At 66.4% G+C, this 16,760-nt stretch carries 13 protein-coding genes; 6 read left to right on the top strand and 7 right to left on the bottom strand.

What is annotated here, in order from left to right; all coding sequences use genetic code 11:
- Positions 1 to 7: 7 nt before the first annotated feature.
- Positions 8 to 874 carry an SDR family oxidoreductase gene (locus tag LDZ24_RS16470; protein WP_248323257.1) on the bottom strand — a complete coding sequence of 289 codons (867 nt, stop codon included), beginning with the start codon at positions 872 to 874 and terminating at the stop codon, positions 8 to 10.
- A gap of 183 nt (positions 875 to 1,057) precedes the next feature.
- Between LDZ24_RS16470 and LDZ24_RS16465 the strand changes: the two genes are divergently transcribed.
- Entirely contained in the window at positions 1,058 to 2,239 is a 1,182-nt protein-coding gene (locus tag LDZ24_RS16465) for a 4-hydroxybenzoate 3-monooxygenase (RefSeq protein WP_248323256.1), read from the top strand.
- A 613-nt stretch (positions 2,240 to 2,852) separates the two neighbouring features.
- Here LDZ24_RS16465 and LDZ24_RS16460 read toward each other — a convergent pair.
- The gene (locus LDZ24_RS16460; protein WP_248323255.1) at positions 2,853 to 5,123 is read right to left on the bottom strand and encodes an amylo-alpha-1,6-glucosidase; all 2,271 of its coding nucleotides are present in this window, start codon (positions 5,121 to 5,123) and stop codon (positions 2,853 to 2,855) included.
- Between the two features lie 190 nt (positions 5,124 to 5,313).
- Between LDZ24_RS16460 and LDZ24_RS16455 the strand changes: the two genes are divergently transcribed.
- A complete protein-coding gene (locus tag LDZ24_RS16455; RefSeq protein WP_248323254.1) occupies positions 5,314 to 6,108 on the top strand; it encodes a sulfite exporter TauE/SafE family protein in 795 nt (264 codons plus the stop codon).
- 222 nt (positions 6,109 to 6,330) lie between these two features.
- On the top strand, positions 6,331 to 8,037 hold the full coding sequence (locus LDZ24_RS16450) for an acid phosphatase (protein WP_248323253.1): 1,707 nt from the start codon (positions 6,331 to 6,333) through the stop codon (positions 8,035 to 8,037).
- Here LDZ24_RS16450 and LDZ24_RS16445 read toward each other — a convergent pair.
- Together LDZ24_RS16445 and LDZ24_RS16440 are read right to left on the bottom strand one after the other, a co-directional pair.
- Complete coding sequence (locus LDZ24_RS16445) at positions 8,034 to 8,432, bottom strand: RidA family protein (RefSeq protein WP_248323252.1); 399 nt, start codon at positions 8,430 to 8,432, stop codon at positions 8,034 to 8,036. The genes LDZ24_RS16450 and LDZ24_RS16445 overlap by 4 nt on opposite strands.
- A gap of 36 nt (positions 8,433 to 8,468) precedes the next feature.
- Positions 8,469 to 9,368, bottom strand: coding sequence for a LysR family transcriptional regulator (locus tag LDZ24_RS16440; protein WP_248323251.1), 900 nt, complete (start codon positions 9,366 to 9,368; stop codon positions 8,469 to 8,471).
- Positions 9,369 to 9,481: 113 nt separating this feature from the next.
- On the opposite strand from LDZ24_RS16440, the gene LDZ24_RS16435 reads away from it, so the two are divergent.
- On the top strand, positions 9,482 to 10,378 hold the full coding sequence (locus LDZ24_RS16435; RefSeq protein ID WP_248323250.1) for an NAD-dependent epimerase/dehydratase family protein: 897 nt from the start codon (positions 9,482 to 9,484) through the stop codon (positions 10,376 to 10,378).
- A 58-nt stretch (positions 10,379 to 10,436) separates the two neighbouring features.
- Here the strand turns inward: LDZ24_RS16435 and LDZ24_RS16430 are convergent, their stop codons facing one another.
- From LDZ24_RS16430 to LDZ24_RS16420, 3 genes are all read right to left on the bottom strand, one after another.
- A complete protein-coding gene (locus LDZ24_RS16430) occupies positions 10,437 to 11,540 on the bottom strand; it encodes a malate/lactate/ureidoglycolate dehydrogenase (RefSeq protein WP_248323249.1) in 1,104 nt (367 codons plus the stop codon).
- A 166-nt stretch (positions 11,541 to 11,706) separates the two neighbouring features.
- Positions 11,707 to 13,176 (bottom strand): M20 family metallopeptidase, encoded by a 1,470-nt coding sequence (locus tag LDZ24_RS16425; RefSeq protein WP_248323248.1) that lies wholly within the window; start codon positions 13,174 to 13,176, stop codon positions 11,707 to 11,709.
- Between the two features lie 71 nt (positions 13,177 to 13,247).
- A complete protein-coding gene (locus LDZ24_RS16420) occupies positions 13,248 to 15,671 on the bottom strand; it encodes a penicillin acylase family protein (RefSeq protein WP_248323247.1) in 2,424 nt (807 codons plus the stop codon).
- 175 nt (positions 15,672 to 15,846) lie between these two features.
- Between LDZ24_RS16420 and LDZ24_RS28145 the strand changes: the two genes are divergently transcribed.
- On the top strand, positions 15,847 to 16,128 hold the full coding sequence (locus LDZ24_RS28145; RefSeq protein WP_371747453.1) for an oxidoreductase-like domain-containing protein: 282 nt from the start codon (positions 15,847 to 15,849) through the stop codon (positions 16,126 to 16,128).
- Positions 16,129 to 16,225: 97 nt separating this feature from the next.
- Positions 16,226 to 16,735 carry a DUF1993 family protein gene (locus LDZ24_RS16410; protein WP_248323323.1) on the top strand — a complete coding sequence of 170 codons (510 nt, stop codon included), beginning with the start codon at positions 16,226 to 16,228 and terminating at the stop codon, positions 16,733 to 16,735.
- Positions 16,736 to 16,760 lie beyond the last annotated feature (25 nt).

The raw sequence follows: 16,760 nt of genomic DNA, 5'->3' as shown, positions 1-16,760 counted from the left end.
AGGCCGGTCAGATGATCGGCTTGCCGCCCGTCACCGCGATGGTCGCGCCGGAGATGTAGCTGCCCTCGTCCGAGGCCAGCATCACATAGGCGGGCGCGAGTTCGGCGGGCTGGCCGGGGCGCTTCATCGGCACCTGCGATCCGAAGTTCTTCACCTTCTCGGCCGGCATGGTGGATGGAATCAGCGGCGTCCAGATCGGGCCCGGCGCGACGCAATTCACGCGAATGCCGCGCTCGGCCAGCAACTGCGCGAGTCCGCCCGTGAAGTTCTGGATCGCGCCCTTCGTGCTGGCATACGCAATCAGGCCGGGATTCGGCGAGTCCGCGTTCACGGACGTCGTGTTGACGATCGCCGCGCCTTCCTTCATATGCGCGAGCGCCGCCTTCGTGATGCGGAACATCGCGCCGATGTTCGTCGAATAGGTCTTGTCCCACTCGTCGTCGCTGATTTCCTCGAGGCTGTCGTAGGTCATCTGATACGCCGCGTTGTTCACGAGCACGTCGAGCCGGCCGAACGCTTCGGCCGTCTTCGCGACGATGTCGCGGCAGTGCTGGCGATCCGTGATGTCGCCGGGCAGCAAGAGCGCCTTGCGCCCCGCCTGCTCGATCCAGCGCGCGGTTTCCTTCGCGTCGTCGTGTTCGTCCAGATAGGCGATGGCGACGTCCGCCCCTTCGCGCGCAAACGCGATCGCCACCGCGCGGCCGATGCCGCTGTCGCCGCCCGTGATCAGCGCCGCTTTGCCGGCAAGCCTGCCGCTGCCTTTGTAAGTCTCTTCGCCATGATCGGGCTTCGGATTCATCGCTTCGGTCAGGCCCGGCGTGCGTTCCTGTTGCTGGTCGGCGAAAGGCGGCTTCGGATATGCGCTTGCGTCCATGTCGGTGTCCTCGTGTTGATGAGTCGGGATAAACCCTTGGTCAGCAAGCACCGGACCCGATTTCACGCGGGTTCGCGGCCGTTATCTCAATAATGGATAGGCGCTATCCGCTGTATCGCGTTGCGGCATATCGCCACGATGGCGACACTGTACGCACAACATCACGACGCAACGGAGACATTCATGCGTACTCAAGTCGGCATCGTCGGCGCGGGCCCGGCGGGGCTTCTGCTCTCTCATCTCCTTCATCTGCGCGGCATCGAATCGGTCGTGCTCGAAGTGCGCAGCCAGCAGGACATCGAATCCACCATTCGCGCGGGCGTGCTCGAACAGGGCACGATGGACGTGCTCAACGAAGCCGGCCTCGGCGCGCGGATGCAGGCCGAAGGCGCGCTGCATCACGGCTTCGAACTCGCGTTCGAAGGACAGCGGCGGCGCATCGCGCTGACCGAACTCACGGGCCACTCGATCACGGTCTACGCGCAGCACGAAGTCATCAAGGATCTGGTCGCGGCGCGCATGGCGGCGAACGGTGCGCTGAAGTTCAACGTGTCGGACGTTTCGCTGCACGACTTCGCCGAGAACAGCGACCGCAAGCCGCGCATCAAGTACCGCCACGAGGGACGCGACGAAGAGATCGAGTGCGACTTCATCATCGGCTGCGACGGCTCGCAAGGCGTGTCGCGCAAGTGCATTCCGGAGGCGGTGCGGCAGGACTATCAGCGCGTGTACCCGTTCGGCTGGTTCGGCATTCTGGTTGAAGCGCCGCCTTCGTCCGACGAACTCATCTACGCGCGGCACGACCGCGGCTTCGCGCTCATCAGCACGCGCTCGCGCGGCGTGCAGCGCATGTACTTCCAGTGCGACCCGAAAGATTCGGTCGATGCCTGGTCCGACGACCGCATCTGGGCCGAACTGCACGCGCGCGTCGATACGGCGGACGGCTGGCAGATCACTGAAGGGCGCATTTTTCAAAAGAACATCGTCGGCATGCGTAGCTTCGTTTCGACGCCGATGCAGTCCGGCAAGTTGTTTTTGGCTGGCGACGCGGCGCACATCGTACCGCCGACCGGCGCGAAGGGCATGAATCTGGCGGTGTCGGACGTGCGCGTGCTGACGGCGGCGGTCGTCGGCTTCTACGAGGAAGGCGACACGACGCGGCTTGCCCGCTACACCGAGACAGCGCTCAAGCGCGTGTGGCGCGCCGAGCACTTCTCGTGGTGGATGACGCGCATGTTGCACAAGCTCGAAGACAACTCGCCTTTCGAGCAGCGCCTGCAGGTTGCGGAGCTCGAGCACGTGACGACGTCGCGCGCGGCGGCGACGGCGCTTGCGGAGAATTATGTCGGGAGCGTTGCGGTTTGAGTTAGCGGTTGCTTCGCTAGGCGCTGATGGCAAGGCGCTGGGCGTGGCGGACGATCAGCGGCTGTAAGTCGCCGAGCTTCAATCAGGCCGCGACCATGACTCGGCAGCTACCCGGCAAAAGTCCGGCGCGAATCCGGTCGTCGCGCTTGCGCCGGACCGCCGCAGCCGCGCGCTCTATCGACTCGCAGCGCGAACGCGAGCGCGACTGCTCGGACGCGACGCGGGCGAAAATCCGCTTGCCGCACTCGCGCCGGTGCGCCGCAGCCGCGCTTACCCTCGACTCGCAGCGCGAACGCGACCGCTTCGCGCGCGGCGCACCCAGTTCGCGGGGGACGAGCTTGCCGTCGTCGCCGAAAGCCGTCCGATCCCGACCGCGCCAAACGGCGCTTGTAAAACTCGACGGCCTCGCCTACGCCCGCACAGACGATGCGCGGCGCGAGCGAGTGCATGCCTTCGCTTCGGGAGCAGTTTGACGAACTGGGAGACACGGTGGCGCCGTGATTCAACGTGTCGGACGAGCGGACTCATTCGGCAGCTTGCCGGTCTCTAATCCCAATCACGCTTCGCTCTTCGACGAGGGCGCCCGGCATTTTTCGAAGCGCCCCAGCCGACTTTACAGCACCGCCACGACCCGCGCATCGCCCTCCACCGACGGCACCACTTGCCCGCCCACACGCCGGAACGTGATGGTGACGTTCTTCTCGCCGATTCGCAGATCTCCGATCTCCAGCCAGTCGATGCCTTCTGGCAACTGCGGCCGGTCGACGCGAATTTCGTCGTTGACCGCGTCGATCGTCACGCCCAGACACGCCTCCAGAATCATGAACGGTGCGCCCGCCGCCCACGCCTGCGGCAGGCACGCGACCGGATACGCGATGGGCCGCTCGCCGCGCTGCCGCGTGAAGCCGCAGAAGAGCTCGGGCAAGCGCATGTCGAACGTGACGGCCGCCTCGAACAGCGATTGCAGCAAGCCCACCGCCGCCCCGCGCTCGCCGTAGCGCGCAAGGCCGCGCGCGCAGATGGCCGAATCGTGCGGCCATACGGAGCCGTTGTGATACGACATCGGATTGAAGCGCGGCTGCCCGGCCGCGAGCGTGCGCACGCCCCAGCCGGTGTGAAAGAGCGCCGATTCGAGTTGCCGCGCGACCGCCTCGCCGCGCTTGCGCTCAACGAGATCGAATGCAAGCAGATGCCCCGCATTCGACGAGAGCACCCGGCAAAGCTCGTTCCGCCCATCCAGCGCGATGCCGTAGAAGTCCATCTCGGGCATCCAGAAGAGCGCCTCGACGCGTTCGCGTATGTGCTCGGCGCGCCGCTCGAACTCCGCCACCTGCTCGTGCTCGCCGCGCTCGCCGGCAAGACGCGCCATCGTGGAGAACGCCGTCGATGCGTAAGCCTGCACTTCCACGAGCGAAATGGGGCCGATGGGAAACTGGCCGTCCGCATGGAACACGGAGTCATGGCTGTCCTTCCAGCCCTGATTGGCAAGGCCGTATTCCGTCGCCCTCTGGTAGCTCAAGAGACCGTGCGGGTTGCGGTCGCAATGGCGCGCCACCCAGCCGGCGGCCAGTTGCAGCGCGGGCCAGATTTCGTCGATGAGCGCGCGATCCCCCGTTCGCTCCGCATACGCGCCGGCAAGCACGATGAAAAGCGGCGTGCTGTCCACGCCGCCGTAGTACAGCGCGAACGGCACTTCGCCGGTGGCCGCCATTTCGCTCTTGCGCGTCTCGTGCATGATCTTGCCGACTTCGGCGTCCCTGAACGCCGAGTCTTCGCGCGCCTGATGCGCAGCCAGAAAGCGCAAGACGCCGCGCGCGAGCGTCGGCTGCAGCCAGAGCATCTGCAGCGACGTGATGATGGCGTCGCGTCCAAACGGCGTCGAGAACCACGGAATGCCCGCATACGGGTACGGACCGGTTTCGAGATCCGTGGTGAGCAAGCCGAGGTCCGCGAGCGACCGGTCGATCCATTCACTGAAGAGCGGATTGCTCGACCTGACGCGGGCGCCGGCGCGGCGCTTGTCGCGCATGCTGCGGTGCGCGTCGACGAGCGCCTCGCGGATGGCCGGGCGTCCCGACTCCGGCGCGCATTCCGGCGCTTCCGCTGCGTTGCGCTTGCTTTCCTCGCTGGCGTCGTTCAGGGCGTGCGTGACCGCCGTCACCGACAGATACACCGAAATCGCCGTTTCCGACTGAATGTGGAGCGCGTAGTCGGCGCGCGTTGGCGAGAGAACGTCCGGGGCGGGCGTGAACTGGATGCGCGCGGTGCGCTCCACCTCGTCCAGTCCGATGTAGCTCAGGACGACTTCCCCGTTTTCGACGGCGGGCGGGCGCAAGGTGCCGCGTTTCGGCCGAATGGTGCCGCGCACTTCGAACATGTCCAGGAAGTCGGCGGCGAACGAGATGGAAAGCGGCACCGTCGACGGTTCCGTGCCGTAGTTCGTGAGCACGATGCTTTCGTGCAGCACGTGTCCCGATAGCACACGTTTGCGCTCGACGTGAATCACGCCCTCGGGCGTGCGTGCCCCGCCGATGGGCGGCAGGGGCCGGTTCGTCAGATGCGCGGTGAACACGGCGTTGTCGCTCGAAACGCTCCCCGATAGCAGCGAAGGTGCGCGGCCGCCGAAGGTCAACACCAGTTCCGAAAGCACGCGCGTGTCGTTGACGAACAGGCCGTCGTCACGACCGCGGATATCGCCGTTGGCGTCGTAGACGGCGAAGGTGTTGCCGGACTTGAGAACGAACTGCCGCTCGGTCGGCTGGTTGACGTTCTCGGTGGGGATGAATGCCTCGTCCGCCGCCGCCAACTGCTGCTGTTGCTGCTGTTGTTGTTGCTGTTGTTGTTGCTGTTGCGTCGGGTTCTGCGTCTGTTCCTTCGTATCCATTGCACCTTCCTGAAAGTGACGTGAAAGGGGCGCCCGATGGCGCAAAGTGGCGATTCGCAGTGCGCCGTGAGCCGTTACAGGCGAACGGCCGGCGGCTCGCGCACGGGTTTCGTGCAGCAGGTGAGCCGCTGACCGGCTATCATCGACGGTTTTTCGACCCACCGACGCCTGACCGGTTCTCTCCGCGCGCATGTCATTTCCGCATATCGACTTACTCTATTCCGCTTCCGGGCTGGCGGTCGGCTTTCTCGTCGGGCTGACCGGCGTGGGCGGCGGCTCGCTGATGACGCCGCTGCTCGTGCTCCTCTTCGGTATCCATCCGGCCACCGCCGTGGGAACCGACCTGCTCTACGCCGCCGCCACCAAAACCGCGGGAACGCTCGTCCACGGCCTCAAAGGGTCCGTCGACTGGCGCATCACCGGTAGGCTGGCGGCAGGCAGCGTGCCCGCGGCCGCCGTCACCCTGTACTTCCTGAACCAGCACGGGATTACCTCGCCCGGCACGGCGCGGCTGATTCAATTGATCCTCGGGACGGCACTCCTGATCACCGCCGTATCCCTCGTGTTCCGACCGCAGCTCGCGCGCTTCGCTTACCGCAAGGGCCGCAGCCGCCCGGAACGGCCCGCGCGCACGGCGGCGTGGACCGTGCTGACCGGCGCGATCCTCGGCATGCTGGTTTCGCTCACGTCGGTGGGCGCCGGGGCTATCGGCGTGACGGTGCTACTGCTGCTCTACCCGCGCCTCGCCACGGTGCGCATCGTCGGCTCCGACGTCGCGCACGCCGTGCCGCTCACGCTGATTGCCGGCGCGGGCCACTGGATGATGGGCTCGGTCGACTGGTCGTTGCTCGTGTCGCTCCTTCTGGGTTCGATTCCGGGCATCGTGATCGGCAGCAATCTTTCGTCCAAGGCGCCGGAAGCATTGCTGCGTTATCTGCTCGCCGCCACCCTCGTTCTCGTCGGAATAAAGCTCGTGTTCAGTTGATGTTAGTCACGCGGCTCGGCGGTTTCCAGTCGGCCGAATGTCATAGGCAAAATCGCACGTTCCGGTTTTTTTGCTTATGCCGTTCGGCCGGGTTTCCGGCAGCCGGTCGATGCGGCATCATGCGCTGTCAGAGCCAACGAGGCGCCAGCGTCAGGCGAGCGTCGTTTTGGCGTCGATCATCCGCGCGCCGGCCGGCGTGTGCATGCAACGAGGAGTCACGCGATGAAACCGAACGACGAGCCGAACGACGAGCCGAACCGCGAGCCGAATCACGACCTTCCCGCAGGCCACGACGCCCCCGCCGACCCGGCGCGGCGGCGCTTGCTGGCTGCGGGCGTCGGCCTTGCCGGATGGTCCCTCGGCGGCTGCAATCTGTTCGATCACAAGCCCGCCACGCCGAAGACGGCGGCAGACCTTTCGGTGGATCGCGCGCTCGCGGCGCATGTGCGCCAGATCGTCGTGATCTACGCCGAAAACCGCAGCTTCACGAATCTCTACGGCGACTATCCGGGCGTGCAGTATCCGCTCTCGGCAGTGACGTCCGCGCAATACACGCAGTTCGACCGCGACGGGGTGACGCCCCTGCCCACGTTGCCCAAGATCTGGGGCGGCCTGGTGCCGCAGGCGCAGGACGTGGATGGCAAGCGTTACGCCATTGCGGAACATCAGATCAGCGAGCTGCCCAACGGACCGTTCCGCCTCATGGACGCGCACGGCGACCCGCTGCCCAACAGCGTCATCACGCGTGATCTGGTGCATCGCTTCTATCAGAACCAGATGCAGATCAACGCCGGGCGCAACAACCAGTTCGCGGCGTGGGGCGACTCGGGCGGCCTCGTCATGGGCCACTACCGGAATTCGCCCGATACGCTGAAGCTGTGGGGCCTCGCGCAGCAGTACACGCTCTGCGACGACTTCTTCATGTCCGCATTCGGCGGCTCGTGGCTGAACCACATCTTCCTGATTTCGGCGCAGGCACCCTTCTATCCGGACGCAAAGAACGGTCCGGCGGCGAAACTGCTGGCTGTCGTCGAAGGCGACGACCCAACCGGCACGCGTCTCAAACTCGCGCCGGATTCGCCGGGCTCTGCGCTGGACGGCCCGCCGAAGTTCGTGCGCGACGGCGCGCTGACCGCTGACGGCTACGCGGTCAACACCATGTTCCCGCCGTATCAGCCGAGCAACGTGAAGCCCGCGCCCGGCGGCGACCCGCGCCTCGCGGATACATCGAACGCGCTGGTGCTCCCGCCGCAAACGTACGCGACCATCGGCGACCGCTTGTCGGACAAGGGCGTCGACTGGGCGTGGTACAGCGGCGCGTGGCAATACGCGCTCGATCACCGCGACACGGGCGCGGTGCCCGACTTCCAGTACCACCACCAGCCGTTCAACTACTTTCGCAACTACGCGCCCGGCACGGCCGCCCGCGAGCGGCATGTGCGCGATGCCGGCATCGGCGACGATCCTTCGACGAACAAGCTGCTCGCCGATATCGACGCCGGCCGCCTGCCGCCTGTCACGTTCTACAAGCCGCAGGGCAATCTGAACATGCACGCCGGTTACGCGGATGTGGCCTCGGGCGACCGCCACATCGCCAATGTGATCGAGCATATCCGGCGCGGTCCGCAGTGGCAGAACACGGTCGTCATCGTGACCGTCGACGAAAACGGAGGCTGGTGGGATCACGTCGCGCCGCCGAAGGGCGACCGCTGGGGGCCGGGCTCGCGCATTCCGGCGCTCGTCATCTCGCCGTTCGCGAAGCAAGGCTATGTCGATCACACGGTCTACGACACGAACTCGATCCTGCGCTTCATCTCGCGCGTGCATGACCTTGCGCCGCTCGACGGCGTCGCCGCGCGCGACCGGGCGATGGCGGCCAACGGCGAAGCGCCGCTCGGCGATCTGACGAACGCGCTGGATCTTGCTTAGACCGGAGCCGGTTCGACCCACGCACGCGCCGAGATTTCGAGCAGATAGCCGTAATGCAGCGCGCCGACCGGCACGACGGCGCGCGCCGGTTTCCACGCGCCGAAATGACGCGCGTAGATGTCGTTGAACGCCTTCCAGTGCTCGACGCCGACGAGATAGACCGTCACTTCGATGCAGTCCGCGAGCCCCGCGCCCGCCGCTTCGAGCACGGTTCGGAGGTTGCGCAAGGTCTGCTCGGCCTGCTCTTCGAAAGGAAGGTCGCCGGTGTGCGTGCCGTCCGGGCGCACGGGCAACTGGCCCGAGACGCAGATCAGATTGCCGGCGCGCGTCGCATGGCTGTAGTGGCCGGCGGGAATGGGCAGGCCGGGGGCGTTGATCGCTTCGATCGGTGGCATCGTGGAGTCCTGTATCGAGTGCGAGCAGCGGTGCCGTCAAAGCGCCAGCTTGCCCGCGAGGAAGTCGAGAAACGCGCGGGCGCGCGCGGCCATCGACTCGCTTTGGTAATAGACGGCGCTGATCGGCTGGCGGACGTCGCGCAGCGCATCGTCGAGAATCGGGCGCAGGCGGCCCGCCTTGACGTCGGCGGCGGTCATGAAGTCGGCGAGACACGCAATGCCGCCGCCGTCGATTGCCAACTGCCGGATCGTCTCACCGCTCGATGCGGAAATCGCGGGCTCCACGGTCAGGAACTCCGTCTCGCGCCCTCCGCGCCTATTGCGCAGCGGCCAGTCGTTGAGACTCTCGGGCGCCGTGAAGCCGATCAGCCGGGCGCGCATGAGTTCGTCGACGTCGCGCGGCTCGCCGTGCTCGGCAAGATAAGCCGGACTGGCGAGCACGCGCAAGCGGCTGCTGCCCAGCGCGCGTGCGTGCAGCGTCGAATCCTGCAGCGCGCCGATCCGTATCGCGATATCGACACGCTGTTCCAGCAGATCGACGATGCGCTCATTGCTCGTCAGCTCCAGCGAAATATCCGGATAGAGCGCGGCGAACGCTCTGACGTGCGGCACGACGCAATGAAGCATGAACGGCGACGCCGCATCCACGCGCAGCCGGCCCGCCGGACGCTCACGGCGTCGGGAAAGCGCTTCCTCGGCGTCGTCCATCGCGGCGAGTATCGCGCGGGCGCGGGTCAGGAACAGCTCGCCTTCGTCGGTGAGTTGCAGCCGGCGGGTCGTGCGGCGAACGAGCGTCGCATCGAGTTTCTTCTCCAGCCGCGTCAGCGTCCGACTCACGCCCGAGACCGTCTGTTGCAGGCGTTCGGCCGCCGCCGTCATCGATCCGCTGTCGACGACGGTGACGAACACGAGCAATTCGTCGGTGTTGGTCTTCATGGCAGCGCGTCGATTATTGAATCGTAGTCAAGTTTCCTTTGAGACTAACACGCTTTTTGCGAAAGTCGAAACGGACGATACTGGGCGCACTGGTTCAACCAATGGAGCAACGAATGAATATCTTTGTGACTGGCGCGGGCGGTTTTATCGGTGGATCGATTGCGGCGGGGCTCGTTCGTGACGGCCATCGCGTGCGTGGACTCATCCGCCGCGAAGAGCAGCGTGAGGCGTTGAAGCGCGCGGGTATCGAGCCGGTCGTCGGCAGTCTGGACGACAGCGCCCTGCTCGCCGATGAAGCGCGAACCGCCGATGCCGTCGTCAACGCGGCGAGCAGCGATCATCGCGGCGCGGTCGAGGCATTGGTGCATGCGCTCGAAGGTTCGGACAAGCCGCTGCTGCATACGAGCGGATCGAGCATCGTCGGGGATGGGTCGGGCGGCGAGGCGTCGGAGGACATCTACACCGAGGCGCAGTTGCCCGAGCCGACCGCCGACAAGGCGCCGCGCGTCGCCATCGACCGTCTCGTGCTCGACGCAGCCAAGCGCGGCATGCGCTCGGCGGTGCTCTGCAACACGCTCATCTACGGACACGGCGCGATTCCGGACACGGCGAGCGTTCAGTTGCCGCGTCTCGAGCGGCAAGCGAAGAAAAGCGGCGTCGTCAGGCACGTCGGCCGCGGCATGAATATTTGGTCGAACGTCCATATCGACGACGTCGTCGATGCGTACCGGCTGGCACTCGAGAAGACGCCGGAGGGCACGTTCTACTTCATCGAGAGCGGCGAGGCGCAGTTCCGCGACATGACGACCGCGATGGCGAAGGCGCTCGGCCTGCGCGGTCCGGAAAACTGGCCGCTGGAACAGGCGATCGAGGAATGGGGTTACGAGATGGCGTCGTACGGGCTCGGGTCGAACAGCCGCGTACGGGGCGAGCGCGCCCGCACGCTCCTCGGCTGGCAACCGAAGCGCACGTCGGTGATCGAGTGGATCGAGAAAGAGATGGTGCGCTGATGCGCACCACGCGGGCCGAAATTGGCTTGACCAATTTCGGCCCGCCAGCGTCTTGCGCTTACTTCAATGCGTCCGCGTACTGCGCGATTTCGGCTTCGGTCATGCCGGATTTTTGCGCCGATTCGCGAATCTGCTTCCACGTGGTCGGATCGATCGGCACACCGTTCGCGCCGCGTTCCGCGAGACGCGCTTCTTCCGGCTCGCCCGGCGCGTAGATCGCATCGACACCCTCGGCGTGCGGCGACGCCTTCATCCATTCGAGGAAGGCTTCCGCTTCGGCCTGCGCGGCGGGCGCGTCGAACGCGTTCGGATCGAGAATGACCGAGGTCATGCAGTTGTAGATGGCGCTCGACTTCTCCAGCGTGCTTTCGTGCGTCGTATAGCCGCCCGACAGCGCGCCGCCAAAAATCTCGCAGAGCGCGGCCAGTCCCGAACCCTTGTGCAGGCCGAACGCCGTCAGCGCGCCGAACGGCTCCTCGTGCATGACTTTCGGCTCCACGGTCGGGCGGCCTTCGTGGTCGAGCAGCATGCCCGGCGCGACCTTCACGCCCTTGTTATACGCGACGCGCGTCTTGCCGTAAGCGATGCCCGCCGTCGCGAAATCCAGTACGAGCGGGTTCTTGCCGTCGCGCGGATACCCCGCGCAAAACGGGTTCGTGCCGAAGCGCCGGTCGATGCCGCCGAACGGCGCGACGAGCGGATCGCCCGCTACGTTCACGAAGTGGAACGACACGAAGCCCGCCTTCGCGCATTGCTCCGCCCAGTGGCCGATGCGCCCGATGTGGTGCGCGTTGCGCAGCCCCACCGCGCACACGCCGAACTTCTTCGCGCGCTCGATGCCGTGTTCCATCGCCTCATACGCGACGACCTGCCCGAAGCCCTTGCGGCCATCGATGGTCAGCACCGCGCCGGCGTCGCGGACGATCTCCGCGTGCGTGTTCAGCTGCAATTGCCCGTCGGCGAGCGACGACGTGTAGCGCGGAATCATGCCGACGCCGTGCGAATCGTGGCCCGACAGATTGGCCATCACGAGGTGATCGGCCACGAGTTCCGCCTCGCGCGCCGCGCTGCCGGCGTGCTCCCAGATGGCGCGGACGTAGGCATGCAAGGTGTCGGCGGCGATGCGCTGTTCTTTTACTGCGGTTTGGCTCGTTTCGTTCATTGCGACTCTCGTCTCCAAAGTCGATTGCTGACGCGTCGTCTCTACGTGCGACGCGGGGCCTTCTACTTTACAGACGATCAACTGGCCTGACCAGTTTCATTTTCAGCCAAACCAAAGAAAACGCCCGCAAGCGCGGGCGTCAGTCCTACAACCGTACAAGGAAAGCTCAGGGCGCCGCCGCGATGACTTCCGCCACGGCCGCCGTCAGCTTGCGGGCATACGGCACGTGCAGGAATTCGTTCGGTCCGTGCGCATTCGATTTCGGGCCGAGCACGCCGCACACCATGAATTGCGAGCGCGGGAAGCCTTCCTTCAGCGTATTCATCAGCGGAATGGTGCCGCCCTGCCCGATATAGGCCACATCGGCGCCGAAATGCCGGCGCGACGCGTCGTTCAGCGACGACGCGAGCCAAGGCGCGAGGTCCGGCGCGCTCCAGCCCGTGGCCGCGCCCGCTTCCGGCTTGAACGTGACCTTCGCGTTGTACGGCGGATCGAATTCGAGCAAGGACTTCAACTGCGCGACCGCCTCCGTCGCCTCGACGAGCGGCGGCAGGCGCAGCGACAGCTTGAATGCGGTGCGCGGCGCGAGCACGTTGCCGGCGTCCGCGAGCGGCGGCAGGCCGGCTGCGCCCGTCACGGTCAGCGACGGCCGCCACGTCGAATTCAGCAGCGCTTCCTTCGGATCGGTGGTGGTCGGAAGCACGCTGCCTCCATCCTGGCCGCAGCTCCACGGCAGCTTCTTCCAGACGTCGTCGCCGAGAATTTGCGCCGTGGCTTCCGCTTCGCGCAGGCGTTGCGCCGGAATCGCGCAGTGGAAGTCTTTCGGCAGCAGATTGCCGGTGGCAGCGTCTTCGAGGCGCTCGAACAGTTGCCGCATGATGCGGAACGTCGACGGCGCAATGCCGCCGTAGCCGCCCGAATGCAAGCCTTCTTCGAGCACTTGCACTTCGAGGTCGCCCGCGACGAGCCCGCGCAGCGACGTGGTCAACCAGAGCTGATCGTAATTGCCCGCGCCCGAATCGAGACAGATCACGAGTCCGACGTCGCCGAGGCGGTCGCGCAGCGCGTCGATGTACGGCAGCAAGTCGTAGCTGCCCGACTCCTCGCACGTCTCGATGATGCCGACGCAGCGCGGCCGCTCGACGCCCTGCGCGTCCAGCGCCGCCAGCGCGGTGATGCTGGCGTAGGTCGCGTAGCCGTCGTCCGCGCCGCCGCGCCCGTAGAGCTTGCCGTCCTCCAGCTTCGGGGTCCACGGACCCAGATCGCTGCGCCAGCCTTCGAACTCCGGTTGCTTGTCCAGATGGCCGTACAGCACGACCGTCTCGGTGCTGCCCGAGCGCGTGGCGGGCGCTTCGAAGAAAATCACCGGCGTGCGCCCGGTCAGCCGCACGATCTCGACTTTCAAGCCCTTGACTGGCTGCGCCTTCACCCAGTCGACGGCGTCCGTGACCACGCGCTCGATGAAGCCGTGGCGGGCCCAGTCGACGTCGAACATCGGGCTTTTGGCGGGAACGGCGATGTAATCGGTGAGCGCCGGAACGATCTCGTCGTTCCATTTGCGGTCGACGAACGCCTGCAGGGCGGACGCGTCGAGCCGGACTGCTTCTTCTTGCGGTGTGCTGTCGCCAGTAGTCATGACAGAGGTTCCATGCGGGCAAACCTCCATCATAGACGGGAAACTTCCGGCCCGCGAAGCGTCTCGCGATCTCAACGCGTGCCGGTGACGACGATGCGCGTGAGCGCCGGATCGGCATCGATGGCTTCGTCGGTGAACGGGAACCGCTGCCAGTGCTTCGCCGCGAACAAACGCGTGGCGTCGCCCGAGCGAGGCGAAGCGGGATCGTCCGATTCCGACGGCGCGAGCATGGTGTCCGCCTCGACGCCCGCCGCGCCGTCGGCCGTGAACGTGACGACCTGCATGTAGCTGTCGCCGTGGCCGTTCGCGTCCATCGAATAGCCCTTCGGATCGAGCGGACGCCCCGCGCAGACGACCGTGAAGTAGCCGGCGTCGTCGCAGCCGCCGTAGAGCGGCACGTTCGCGCCGTTGCGCGTCGTGTAGAGCAGGTCGCCACGCCGCGAATCCAGCGCGAAACCGTTGAGCCGCAGCGAGAGCGCCGCGCCGCCGAGCGCCTGCCGCAACTCCTGCACGACCTCCGGGCTGTCCGTCTTTAAGCCGCTCGGCGTCGCGAGCGGGCGCGCCGGGTCGAAGCGCGTCGCGGCCAGCGTCTCGGGCGCGAGCTTCGTGACGCGCCGCCAGAACTCGTCCCACAGATTCGCGCCGCGGGCGTCGATATCGGCCGTGCCGTTCCAGTTGCGCAGCACGTCGCAGGCGTCGTTGAGCGCGCTCATCGCGTCGCCGGGCGTGCAGACGGCGTCGAGCACCGGCTGACGGTACAACTGCTCGGACAACGAGTGCGTCTCCAGCACGGCCTGCTCGACCGCGCCCCGCGTCACGCCGCCGGGCTCGCGCTGCAGCCGCGCCGCGAGCAGATGCCCGTAGCGGGTGCGCATGGACTGCTCGTAGCGCGTCGCGCCGAGCACGCGCGCGTAGCCGGTGAGCGGGACGTTCGCGTTCGTGAGCCAGTAACTGTCGTTGAAATTGCCGACGTAATCGCCGCGAAGCATGCTGGGTAATTGAGTAACCGGCAATGTGCCCGGCTGCGCGCCCGCCGGATCGCTGCGCCACATGCAGGCGGTTTTCGAGCCGTCGAGGACAGGCACGCCGGGCATCCGGCTCGCCAGGGCGCGGCCGGTCGGCGTCGTGCAGGCGTCGGCGAGCGCGTCGGGCACGCCGGGAATCGGGCCGATATCCGCGAACCACGCCCGCGGGTCGCCCCGGCCGATGGCGAACGTGTTGGCCCACGGAATCGCCTTGTACCGCTTCTGTATCGCGATGAAATCGTCGAGCGAGCGAGCCTGGTCCCACGCGAAGAAGTTCTCGAAGCTGCGCACGTTGTCCGCGTTGACGTCAGCGAATGCGTAGGCGCTCTGCGCGTTCCAGCCGAGGCCGGCGTTCATGGCCGACAGATCGACGACCGGACCGAAGCGCGTGCGATACAGCGTGCGCGACACCGATTCGAGCGAGCCGTCCGCGTGGCGCACGCGCACCGTGAGCGGCACGGGCGTCATCGGCTGGCTCGCGCCGTCGAAGAGATAGTGCGTCGGGTCGGCGGGATCGAGCGTCATTTCGAAGAGGCCGAAGCGGCGGCCCGTCGAAACGGTATGCGTCCACGCGATGTTTTCGTTGAAGCCGAGCACGACGAGCGGCATGCCGAGAAACGACACGCCCGCCACGTTCAGGCGGCCGGGAATGGTCAGCTGCGCCTGATAGAAGCGGTCCGGGCCTTGCCAGGACCAGTGCGGATTGCCGAACAGGATGCTGCGCTTCTCCCGCGTGATCGGCGCGCCGAACGCGAGCGCGTTGCTGCCGAGGCCGGACATGTCGCCGACGGCGTCGCGCCGCTCTCTCCTGTCCAGCGACGCGGCCGGCGGCTGCGCGCCCGGCTTCGGCGGGTGCGCCGCCGCGATGGCCTGCACGAAACGCGCCGATCCGCCCGCCAGATTCGCCGCGATCACGCGACGGTAGATGTCGTCCGGCTCGATGTTCTCGACCCACGGCTGGCTGCGGCAAGCGGCGTGCGCGCCGGGAAACTGGCCGGCTTTGAGATCGGCCAGATAACGGTTGTAGCCGGATGCGAAGCCGTCGACGAGATCGCGCAACTCTGGCGGCTGCGCGGCGCGATAACGGTCGACGGCGGCCTGATCGTCGACCAGGCGGAAGAAGAAATCGGCGTCCAGATTGCGCGCCTGGCCGAACGTCGATCCGCTCGGCAGGCGGGCGTCCGCGCCGAAGTACGCGGACCGCTCGCCGCGATAGGTCACGAAGCCATCGGCGAGCGTGCAGAGCGTGTCTTGCGCCTGCGCGTAGCCGTAGCCGAAACCGAGGCTGCCCCAGTCGGCGGCGCGGACGTGCGCAATGCCGGACTGCGTGCGGCGGATTTCGGCGCTGTACGGCGTGTCCTTGCCCGGCGCGGCGCGCGCCCGGTCGGACGCATCCTGCGACGACGCGCAGCCAGCGAGCACCGCGCTCAATAGCGCGCCGAAGATCGCAAGCCTGATGGTCTGATTCATCGAGGGAGTCCTTCGATCCAGTCGAGTGGGTCGGATGCCGCAACTGCGTTCGCGACGTTCGCGGCAGTATCGCATTGAGCGAATGATGAACCCGCCAAAAGTTAGCCGTTGAGTTTGCCGTTGGGAGCCGCTCAGTCGGACGTGTTTGCGCGCGCACGGCTTGCGCTTGCGTCGGATGAACCGGCGGTCCAAGCTCAATTGTCGGCCCTGCCAAAACGTGGCGGCCTGCGAACGCAGCCGCCCGTCGCGTCCGACGAACCGGCATCCCAGTTCAATGCACAATCACGATCCCGACGCTCCTCCAGACGACCCGCGCCCCACGCCGCCCGAGCGCCCGGCCCCGGGCGATTGCTGCCAGAGCGGCTGCAATCCCTGCGTATTCGACATTTATCAGGCGGCGCTCGAACGCTATCAGGCGCAGTTGCGCGAGTGGGAGGCTCGGCACGCGCGGCCGTAGCCGGCGGTTTATGCGCAGCGCCGCGGCGGGCGCTATGCTTGTCGCCCATCACTACCCGGGCCGTAACGGTCCGCATCACGTCAAGGAGCGCAAGACCATGTCCCTCTCGATGTATCGCGCGTCGATTCCGGTGTTCATCCGCGGGCTGGAAGTCTGCTCGTCGCTATTGGAGAAAGGTGCCGCCTTCGCCGACGAAAAAGGCCTCGCCCACGCCGACGTCATCGCCGCGCGGCTCGCGCCCGACATGCTGCCGCTCGCCGCGCAGATCCAGCGCGCGAGCGATACCGCGAAGCTCTCGGCGCAGCGTCTTTCCGGCGTCGATGCGCCGAAGTTCGAGGACAACGAGGACAGCTTCGCGGCACTGCAGGAACGCATCGCTAAGACGATCGCTTACTTGAAGAGCATTCAGGAAGCGACGATGGAAGGTAGCGAGACGCGCACCGTCACGCTCAAGTTTCCGGACTTTTCGCCGTCGTTTTCGGGCGTCGATTATCTGTTCGGCTTCGGATTGCCGAACTTCTATTTTCACGTCGCGACGACTCACGACATCTTGCGCCACCTCGGCGCGCCGATCGGCAAGCGGGATTATCTGGGGCCGCTGAAGTGAAGTCGACGCAGAGAGGAACACACGT

The organism is Caballeronia sp. Sq4a, from assembly GCF_023170545.1.
GTDB lineage: Bacteria > Pseudomonadota > Gammaproteobacteria > Burkholderiales > Burkholderiaceae > Caballeronia.
The sequence above is the reverse complement of the archived record's forward strand: the minus strand, read 5'-3'. Positions and strand labels throughout refer to the sequence as shown.